Source organism: Chlorobium sp. (assembly GCF_036528655.1).
In the GTDB taxonomy this organism is placed as follows: domain Bacteria; phylum Bacteroidota; class Chlorobiia; order Chlorobiales; family Chlorobiaceae; genus Chlorobium.
On the sequence record NZ_JAIGND010000027.1, the window covers coordinates 1 to 10,000 of the forward strand.

Below are 10,000 nucleotides of genomic sequence, written 5' to 3' on the forward strand. Positions count from 1 at the left end.
AAGCCTGAGCAAATCAACCGCCGCTGTGAAAATCCGTACCAATCCATGGGCAAAAATCCGCCTTCCCCGACTCCTATCTCCCGTCTTCAATCCGTGCCAATCCGTTTTCAATCAGCGGGCACCGCGCTCTTCATTCCCATAAGGCCAGATAGCGAGACAGCTCAATAGCTCAATAGCAAGAATACATAACCCAATCCTCCTGTCAACCCCTCATCCAACAATCCGTGCCAATCCGTGAAAATCCGTGGGCAACCTCTTCCTCTTCAATTCTCCTATCACCTTACTCCTGATTCCAATCCATGGGCAAAATCTTCCTCTTAAATTCCCCGTCTCCTGACTTCTGATTTTTTTTTCGAAACACCCGAAAACCTGCCACCCCATCCGTATCCTTTTATTAACAAACCGTTAAATAATGAGACATATTGTCCAATAATGAGACACCTTGTAACGAAATGTTACGACACAACTGTGAAATCGATTCACAAATTTCGTATATTCAGTAGCTGTTACCCCCGTAATGCTGCTCCAGCAGCATTGCAGCCCAACAGGAAATTCAGTGAGTAGAGTGTTATTTCGGTGCAGAAGCTGAAACTGTAACCGAAAATAGCGAAGCTTTTTGCGGAATAACGAGACGGGTGTTACGTGTTACGAGTCAGGCAAAGCATAACACCGCAAATCAAAAATGCTTACCACCTGAAACGTAACCCTGTCACCTCCGGGCTCCCGGCACACCGCCCCCGTTCTTTCCCCGTTCTTACCCCGTAATCCGGAACACTCAGCACTCAGAACAGAAAAAAACACTCAGAACCTGGTTCTTGGAACTCACTCCGAAGCACGGCAGTCGGCTGAACATGGCTGAAATAGAACTGCGGGATTGAAGGCTCTACAGGCGAGCAAATACTTTTTGCATTGTATATTCATATGTTAAAGGGGTTTATTGATTCCAGCTTTCTTGTGTTTATCAACGAACAGCCGGAATATGCTCTGTGTTACATAGTATCTATATCAATAATTTTCGAACGCTCGTCAATTTTTCGATGAGCTTTGATTTTTTGTGCCAGCGCGCAACATCCAGAGCTGGATGGCCTGGCTGGACGGCGAGTTATCTGATGAACAGACAGACTACAAGCAGCGTTATCAGAAAAACATACCCAACAGTGAGTATGGTCGCAGGCTTCGCAGGGCATGCGGGCAGGATTGTCAGACCGAGCTGCCCGGTTCGTTACAGGATACCTGCCGGGAGTGGAACGAGAGGATTGCATGACCTGCGACTACCACCGGTTGAGCCCGACAGATTTTGAGGCCCTTGCGGCTGATGTGCTTGCTACTTTGAACCGGTGAACGACATAAAGGGTTATCGGCCTTGGGGGCGTTTTGAAGATTATATTGAAAGTCTCCGATTCCGTGATACCTGGTCTTGCCGCCAGAGTAAGCTGAATGATAATTTTCAGGTTAGCCACCCAGCCATCAAGCCACCCAGCCATCAAGCCACCCAGCCATCAAGCGAACCAGCCATTAAGCTATCAAGCCTCCCCAAAAAATGACCTACAAAGACCTCATCGTTTGGCAGAAAGCCGATGTCTTTGCGCATCAGGTCTATCTGAAAACAAGGTCGTTTCCCAAGGATGAGCTGTTCGGCATAACATCACAGATCAGAAGGGCAGCCTTGTCCGTACCGACCAATATTGTTGAAGGGTACGCACGGAAAGGTGATAAGGAACTTGCCAGGTTTCTGAATATCTCGATCGGCTCGCTCGCAGAAACAGAATATCTCCTCGGATTTGCAAACAGGTTAGGATACATCGATACAACTGATTTTAAGGAGCTTGAGACGCTAAAAGATGACGTATCGAAAGCATTATGGTCGTTTTACAAAAAAGTTGTATCGGCTTGATGGCGAGAGGGCTGGATAGCTTGATTGCTATTCTGCCCACCAGCCATTTGGCTTTTCTTGCTAACAAGCTAACAAGCTATCCAGCCACCCAGCTATCAAGCTAAGCAGCCAGAAACCTATCTCACAAAATATTATATAACAATTTGTAATCTTTTTAATGGCAGTATCTTTTTATCAACGTTTTAAAAAATATATAACCAATACGTCATGGTTATTAAGTGATAAAATTATTTCGCTGGGAATTACATTTGCTGTTACGGTTATTGTAACGAGGTATCTCGGGCCTGAGCAATTTGGGATGCTTTCATATGCAATATCACTTACAGCTCTGTTTGCATCGGCTTCTCATATGGGTTTAGGTGGACTGGTCGTAAGAGAGATTGTAAAAAATCGTGAGGAACGTCCACTGATTCTGGGAACCAGCTTTGCATTAAAAATGAGCGGATCGGTGTTAGGTTATGCTTTATTGATGATTTATGCTTACAAGTCTGAAGGATGGCTGACAGAGAATTTCTATCTGATCCTTTTTGTTTCGACTTCTATGCTTGTTCTCCCGTTGACAGGAATTATTTCATTCTGGTTCGAGTCTCAGGTTCAGGGAAAGTATTCGTCAATAGCGCAATTAAGCGGGATTATAAGCGGATCTATTCTTAAAGTGTTGTTTGTTGTGCTTGGTGCAGGGCTTACATATTTTGCATTTGCACATGTTCTTCAATCTGTCATGGTTAGTATCTTTTTGCTGGTTTTGTTTCAGAAAAAATCCGGTTTCTCAATTGTAAAGTGGAAGTTTTCATTAAGTAAAGCTAAAGAATTGCTTTCGAGCGGATGGGTAATATTCCTGGGATCAATATTTGCTGTTATTTATCTTAAGATTGATCAGGTAATGCTTCGATGGCTGGTTGATGATAAGGCGGTTGGTGTTTACAGTGTTGCAGCCACAATGTCCGAGGTGTGGTATTTTATCCCGACGGCTATCGTTGCGTCGTTATATCCGAGGTTGATCGAGCTCAGTAAAAATGATTCTTGGTTATATCGGAAAAGGTTGCAGCAGATATTTGATATACTGTTTTTTGTAGCTTTAATTGTTGCAATCGCAGTTAATATTTTTGCTCCGTACATTATTAGCCTTTTTTTTGGAGATGCATATCATGATGCCGCTGGAATTCTTATTATTCATATATGGGCAGCATTATTTGTATTTATGCGTGCTGCACTGAGCAAGTGGATACTTGTTGAGGATCTTCTCGTCTTTTCAATGATCACTCAAGGGTTCGGTGCACTCGTCAACGTCATTCTGAATTTCTATTTTATTCCTCTTTATGGTGGGCAGGGGGCAGCAATTGCGACACTTATATCATATGCAACAGCTTCATATTTTTCTTTGCTTGTTACAGCTAAAAGCCGTGAAGTCTTTGTGATGATGAGCCTTGCAATATTCTTGCCCCTAAGGTTACCATATAATTATTTTATCAGGAATAAGTGAATAGATGCATAACGTTACTTCAAAGGATATTGGTTATGTGGTTGATAACCGGTTATGTCTGAGTTGTGGTGCATGTGCTGCTGCGTGTTCAAAGAAGGCTATCACATTACATGAAACTCTTGGAGGGTATCTTTATCCAAAAGTAGATTATTTGAACTGCGTTCATTGCGGCTTGTGTTTGAAAGTATGTCCAGGAGTCCAGTATAACGATAGAGTTCATGATGCCTATCTTTGTGTTCCCCATTCTGAAAGTATACTTGAAGCATATGTTGGCAGGTCACTTGATGAGGAGATCTACGAGAACGCTCAGTCTGGAGGTGTTGTAACAGGTATTCTCAAAGACATGCTCCAACGGAATGCCGTTGATGCTGTCCTTTGCGCGGTAATGACGCATGCTATACCACCCAGAGGAGAGGCAATTCTAATAGGTAATCCGCATAAGCTATTGCAAGCCCAGAAATCAAAATATGTTCCAGTTCCACTTCTAAAGAATCTCAGGGAGCAACTTAAAGTTCAGAATAAGATAGCAGTTGTGGGACTGCCATGCCACATGCAGGGTCTTGAGCTCCTGAAGAGCGCACTTCCAGAGATTGAGGATAAAATTGTTCTGAGAATTGGATTGGTTTGTGATCGAATACTTACAGCAAAAAGTATAGACTGGCTGACGAAGCAGGCAACAGAAAAGCCGGTTTCCCACATCATTTATAGAGATAAGACAAGGTCGGGTTATCCTGGGGATCCATCCGTTGAGACAAATAACGGAGAAATCATAATGCTGAAGGCGGCAGACCGAATGGCGATAAAGGATTTTTTTACTCCTGTCCGTTGTCGGTTGTGTCTTGATAAGCTGAATGTAAAAGCTGATATTGTATGTGGTGACCCGCACGGGGTGGAGGGAGTGGACAGGATAAATGGAGAGACTTTGGTGCTCGTCAGAAATGAGAGGGGCAAACATGTAATCGAAGATGTTGCAGGTGTAGGCAAGATTGACCTGCGGAGTGTTTCTGTTGCCACGGCTGTGAATGGCCAGTGCATTGACCAGCGTGTAAGGGATTGGAAAGCTTATTTACAGGCTTGGAAAGGGCTTGAAATGCCACTGCCTGAAGGTGTTGAAAGACAACAAGTTAACGGAAAAAAAATCTTGAAGGTATTCGAGAACGACTTGAAACAGGGATTGACTCTTGATACATATGACAAGGCTTCGGTAATATACAAAGCCGCAGCTGGGTGGTTGAGAAAGAAAAGGCTGAAAATCGTTGTACTTGATATTTTCAAGATTATAAGAAATGTTTTTGTGAAAATAGTTTGCATATTAATTATAACGATTGAGAACAAAGGTGCTTAGTTTAATACCCTCTGACTTAGATCAATAAGAGGTAGTGAATAATTATTTGTGTTTATTCAATGATCGATTTGTTGAAATATTTGTACGATATAAAAATGATGTAATATGATAATTGAAATAAGAAAAGCTGGTTTTGTAAATAAAGGCGCTGAGTTAATGCTTTATGCTGCACTACAACAACTTCGAAGAAAATATCCAGATGCGCTATTTACAATGTCTCCAATATATAGTGGGTTACGCGGATCTGAGAGGTTTGATGCCTATTATAAACAAGCCGAATTGGCATTGCTTCCTAAGGCATGGCTTTATCATTATGGCTTTCATCTGAGTGATATAGCTAACCTTGTACCGAAAAAAATACGTCAACTATATGGTTTAGTTATAGACAAAGAAGTGGATGTAGTTATAGATGCAGCGGGCTTCTCCTACAGCGATCAATGGGGCGAAGGTTCTTCATTGGAGCTTGAAAAATCAACAAGGCGGTGGCGCAGAAGGGGGTGTGCTGTTATTTTATTGCCACAAGCATTAGGTCCCTTTACGTCTAAGTATAGCAAAAAAAGCATCGCAGCAGTTATTAATAATGTTGACTTGGTTTTCGCTCGTGAAGAAATTTCATACAATTATTTAATTGAAGTAGTGGGAGAACGCGCAAATATCAGTCTATCACCTGATTTTACCAATCTTGTCCAAGGTATTATTCCAGAATCTTTTGATTCACGTAGCCATCGCTTTTGTATTGTGCCAAATCACAGAATGATTGATAAAACCAATCAGTCTGAAAGTGATGCCTACATTCCTTTTTTAATTAAATGTGCTAATTATTTAGTAAAGAAGAAATGCTCACCATTTTTATTAGTACATGAAGGTGAAAAGGATTTGATGCTTGCCCAAAAAATCAGCAAGGCTGTTAATGGTGTCTGTCCAGTAGTGATTGAAAAGAACCCACTACAAGTTAAGGGAATTTTGGGAACCTGCGAAGGTACTATTGGTAGTAGGTATCACGGTCTTGTCAGTGCATTAAACCAAGGTGTACCATCATTAGCAACAGGTTGGAGTCACAAGTATGAAATGCTATTTAAAGATTATGATTTTCAAGAAGGAATGATTGACGTCTTGGGAGGAGATGACTTATTTCGGGAAAAAGTTGATTTAATTGTAAATCCTTACTCTAGGATGAATATTCGCTCGAAATTGATTGAGCGTACAAAGGTTTTGAAAAAACAATCGGAAGAAATGTGGGAAAAAGTATTTGAGATAATAGATTTAAGATATAAAATAAAAAAAATATGATTAAAGGACAGATTTAAAAAAAGTCTGAAGCGCCATAGTTGTTATATGAAAATCTTTTATTGCACCTCATTGTTAACGTTGCCACCATCTACTCGATGTTTGAACGGATACCCCTAAAAGTACTGACACCTCAATTGCAACGACCTGTTTGCGCAATAATGCTCTATCGGTCAGGGTGTTGCCTGATATCGATTATTTCCATGCAAGTAATATAATCCTGACCTGATCGATTCGAAATAAAAAAAGCCCTCACCTATGGGCATAAAGTGTTATCTTGTAATGGGTAACGTAGCAATTACCAGTACAGAAAACACAACCCGACAGGTGGAGAGCTTCATGAGCAAAAATACGAGGATTCGGCAGAATAAGAAACAGCATATTCAGGAAATTCTTCCAACTGATGATCAGTTGACCGGCAGAGCAGGTTTGAGCCTGTTTGCCCTCTATCTGCGCAGTATCCAACTGTTTCCGATCATTGACCGCATGTTCGGTACTCTGCGCAAGAACAGCAAGGGATTGCCGATCAGCGAGTTGTTTGTGCAGATGCTGAGCTTTTTCATGGATGGAACGAGTCGTCATCTGGTCTGGTTCGATCAGCTTAAGGCTGATGAGAGTTATTCGGCTGTCCTTGGTACCAAACGATTGGCTTCGTCGCATGCCATGAAGCGGTTCTTTGGTGCCTTTTCCTTCCGGCGAGTCTACCTGTTCAGGAAGTTGTTGCAGGATCTGTTCATCTGGCGGCTGAACCAAACAAAACCCAAGGTTATTGTCCTTGGCCTGGATACGACGGTCTTCGACAACGACGATGCAGAAAAACGCCATGGCGTTGAGCCGACATACAAGAAGGTCAAGGGCTTCCAGCCCCTGCAGCTGAATTGGGGGCGTTACGTGGTAGACGCGGTGTTCCGTGGCGGCAGGAAGCACTCCAATCATGGAGATACGGTCGAAAAGATGCTGCGCCATATGGTCAGAAAAATCCGGACAGCATACCGGGAAGATGTTCCCATCATTGTGCGTATGGATGCCGGGTTTTACGATGATGAGGTGTTCAGTGTCTGTGAGGAGCTGAAGATCGGGTATCTGTGTGGCGGTAAACAATATGCAAACGTCATCGATGAAGCATCGGAGAGTAGTGATTGGCAAGCCTACAAGAAAGTAACTGATGAACGGACAAGCTGGATGTATACGGACTTCATGTGCAAACAGAAGACGTGGAAGAAAGAACGGCGGACGATCTTCAGCACCCTTTGGGAAGACGATGGGCAGTACGTTCTCGACGGGTTATGTCGCGGGATACGGTGATCATTACAAATATTGGCAAGGGCGAGGCAATCGACGGCCAGCTCAAAGCCATCGAAGAAGAGCAGTGGTTCAAAGCCGAAACGATACTGGCCCGTTATCACGACCGGGGAACGGATGAACTCACCAACCGGGCCCTGAAAACCTTTGGCCATGAACAATTACCCTTCAAACGATTTCCTGCAAACGCTGCATGGTACTATCTGATGCTGCTGGGCAACAACCTCTTTGAATCCTTCAAGGAAGACGTGACAGCATCCGTCATATCGGTGTCGGTCTATGCTCATACCTTTCGTCGTCAGTTCATCGATACGGCAGGCAAGATCGTTCGTCATGCAGGAAAGCTGATCATGAAAGTTCCGAGAGCAGCTTATGAGCGGCTGCAGTTCGGCAAGCTCCTTGAAATATGCCAGAATAGCTTGCCACAGCTCTGTTAGCCTGTTCGGTTGAGTAGGAAATGCACCAAAAACGACGGGATCAGTGCGTCCAATCAAAAGCAAATACGTGCTTGTGATGTACTTTTGGTTGACTGAGGCTGCTATGTTTGCTGTTTTACAGGCAGAAGGGAGATCAAAAAAGAAAAACCAAATCAGATCAGAGGGTAGAATCCGATTTTACAGGTTGAAAGGGTCGCCTCAGAACCTCATCGCTCAATTTAGGATAATGAAATTTCGAGTTTTATTTGCCAGATTAATAAAGTGTCATATAATTGATAAAATTTCTAATAAAGGAGATTTAGTGGAACTAAAATGATTCGTGTTAATTAACCAAGCTTATATTTTATTACGCGATTAACTTTTTTATTAGTTAATGCATATATGTATCACAAATGGCTCTTCCAGATTGGGGTTTCACAGTTAAAAATTAATTTCCAGTAGCGATGTTGCGGGTTGGTACATAAAATAATCATTAAACACGATCTTATAATGAAGCAAGAGCTCATATTATCAATTATAGTGCCACATAAAGATAATTTAAATGGTTTAGATCGACTTCTTAAATCTATCCCTGAGATTAATGATCTTGAAATTATAATTGTTGATGATAAAAGTATAGATCAGGCATCAGTTGAAAAAATATCTTTAAAACATCGTTGTGCTAAATTATTTAAAAATAATAGTAATGAGTCAAATGCTGGTGTGGCAAGGAATATCGGAATATCATATTCTAAAGGAAAATGGTTGCTCTTTGCTGATTCCGATGATTATTTTATAAGTGATAAATTTGATTGCTTGCTAGGCACGATAGAAGGTAATGAGATAAAGGAAATTGTGTTTTTTCCACCAATTAATGATGGTGATATGGTAGGTAGGGATAGGACTAGTGGTTATCGAAAAATGATAGACTTGTATTTATCTGATGGATGTGAAGATGGGTTAAGGTATTGTTGGAGTCCGCCATGGAGTAAGCTGATCCTAAAAAAAATCATTGATGATAATTGTATTAGATTCAGTTCACAAAAATACGGGAATGATGTATTGTTTTCAGTTAAATGTGGTGCATCCGCTAAATATATTAAAGTTTCAAAGTGCCCTATATATGCAGTTACTGTTCGGCATGGTTCTCTTACATCTGAAATGAGTCCAGAAAAAGCTATTGATCGATTGAATGCATTAATCGATCGAAATCATCTTCTTAAAAAGATGCAAAAACAATGTCTAATGCAAAATGGTCTAACGCTTTTTTATTCTTCATTTAGCTGGAAAAAGCCTTTTAGTGCTTATCATGTAAAATATATTTATCAATTAATGGATGTTATTTGTCAAAAGTTATTTTGTAAAAATAAGGTTACTCCGGGCTTAAAAAATGCGTTAAAAAGTTTTTCTTAATATAAGGTGATAAGCTCGCCTCAATAATTAATTCCGTGGTAATTAAGCTAAAGCATAAACGGATCTAGCTATAAATCAAGAAAGAAGTACTATAATCCTGAATCTCAGATCAAAACAAATTACGGAAAGACTTGTTGCTAAGCGCTTATGTTTTTTTATAAATAAGTTTTGATAGTAGTGTTATTAATTAAATGGCAATAGGAATAAATATATTGATATAAATTTGATTGTATGAGTTACTGGCTATATATATATATATGGGTAATGATGATATTATTTTTTGTTAAAAAGATCGGAAATGAAAATTTAGCAAAAAGTATATACTGGTTAGGGGTGGGAGTTGTATTGATAATATTTATTGGTTTTCGGAAAGGTGTTGGTACAGATTATTGGGGATATGTAGAATATTTTGATTTGATGAAATATGGTTGGTTAGATGGATTTCTTGAGCCGGGATATGTTTTGTTGATGAGAATATCTTTGATGATTTTTGGCGATTCAGAGGTAGGTGCTCTTTTATTATCAGCTATTGTGTCATATGTTGCAATATTATATGCCATTCAAAAATATAGTACAGATGTGTTTTTATCATTTCTTGTTCTGTTTGGGTTGGGATTTATTTTTATTTCTGTGAATCAGGTTAGGCAGTTTATTGCTGTGACTATTGTTATTCTTTCTTTTTCCGATATTTGGAATAGGCGAATTGCTTTATTTTTTTTAAAGATTTGTTTTGCCGGATTAATTCATTACAGCGCATTTATTGTGTTGCCATTGTATTTACTCATATTTCGTCCAGTGCCTCTTGTATTTTTTTGGGTGTTAGGTGTATTGGCTTTTATGATTAATTATATTGATGCTTT

The 10,000-nt window shown here is 40.4% G+C and carries 7 protein-coding genes and 1 pseudogene (1 of these 8 cut by a window edge); all 8 read left to right on the forward strand.

All coding sequences use genetic code 11. The features are described 5' to 3' along the window. Nucleotides 1-1,081 precede the first annotated feature (1,081 nt). Complete coding sequence (locus K4305_RS07630; protein WP_331561820.1) at nt 1,082-1,264, forward strand: hypothetical protein; 183 nt, start codon at nt 1,082-1,084, stop codon at nt 1,262-1,264. A gap of 276 nt (nt 1,265-1,540) precedes the next feature. Beyond that, on the forward strand, nt 1,541-1,894 hold the full coding sequence (locus tag K4305_RS07635) for a four helix bundle protein (protein ID WP_331561821.1): 354 nt from the start codon (nt 1,541-1,543) through the stop codon (nt 1,892-1,894). A gap of 157 nt (nt 1,895-2,051) precedes the next feature. Further along, complete coding sequence (locus K4305_RS07640) at nt 2,052-3,377, forward strand: flippase (RefSeq protein WP_331561822.1); 1,326 nt, start codon at nt 2,052-2,054, stop codon at nt 3,375-3,377. 4 nt (nt 3,378-3,381) lie between these two features. Then, on the forward strand, nt 3,382-4,722 hold the full coding sequence (locus K4305_RS07645; protein WP_331561823.1) for a Coenzyme F420 hydrogenase/dehydrogenase, beta subunit C-terminal domain: 1,341 nt from the start codon (nt 3,382-3,384) through the stop codon (nt 4,720-4,722). A 105-nt stretch (nt 4,723-4,827) separates the two neighbouring features. After that, entirely contained in the window at nt 4,828-6,012 is a 1,185-nt protein-coding gene (locus K4305_RS07650; RefSeq protein ID WP_331561824.1) for a polysaccharide pyruvyl transferase family protein, read from the forward strand. A 336-nt stretch (nt 6,013-6,348) separates the two neighbouring features. Continuing rightward, nucleotides 6,349-7,748 (forward strand): annotated as a pseudogene (locus K4305_RS07655) (IS1380 family transposase). A 489-nt stretch (nt 7,749-8,237) separates the two neighbouring features. After that, nucleotides 8,238-9,140: a glycosyltransferase family 2 protein gene (locus tag K4305_RS07660; RefSeq protein ID WP_331561825.1), complete on the forward strand. Its 903-nt coding sequence runs from the start codon at nt 8,238-8,240 to the stop codon at nt 9,138-9,140. A 231-nt stretch (nt 9,141-9,371) separates the two neighbouring features. Further along, nucleotides 9,372-10,000, forward strand: partial view of an EpsG family protein gene (locus K4305_RS07665; RefSeq protein WP_331561826.1) — the 5' portion only. It continues 454 nt past the right edge of the window; the window shows 629 of its 1,083 coding nt (coding positions 1-629); its start codon is at nt 9,372-9,374; its stop codon lies off the right edge, out of view.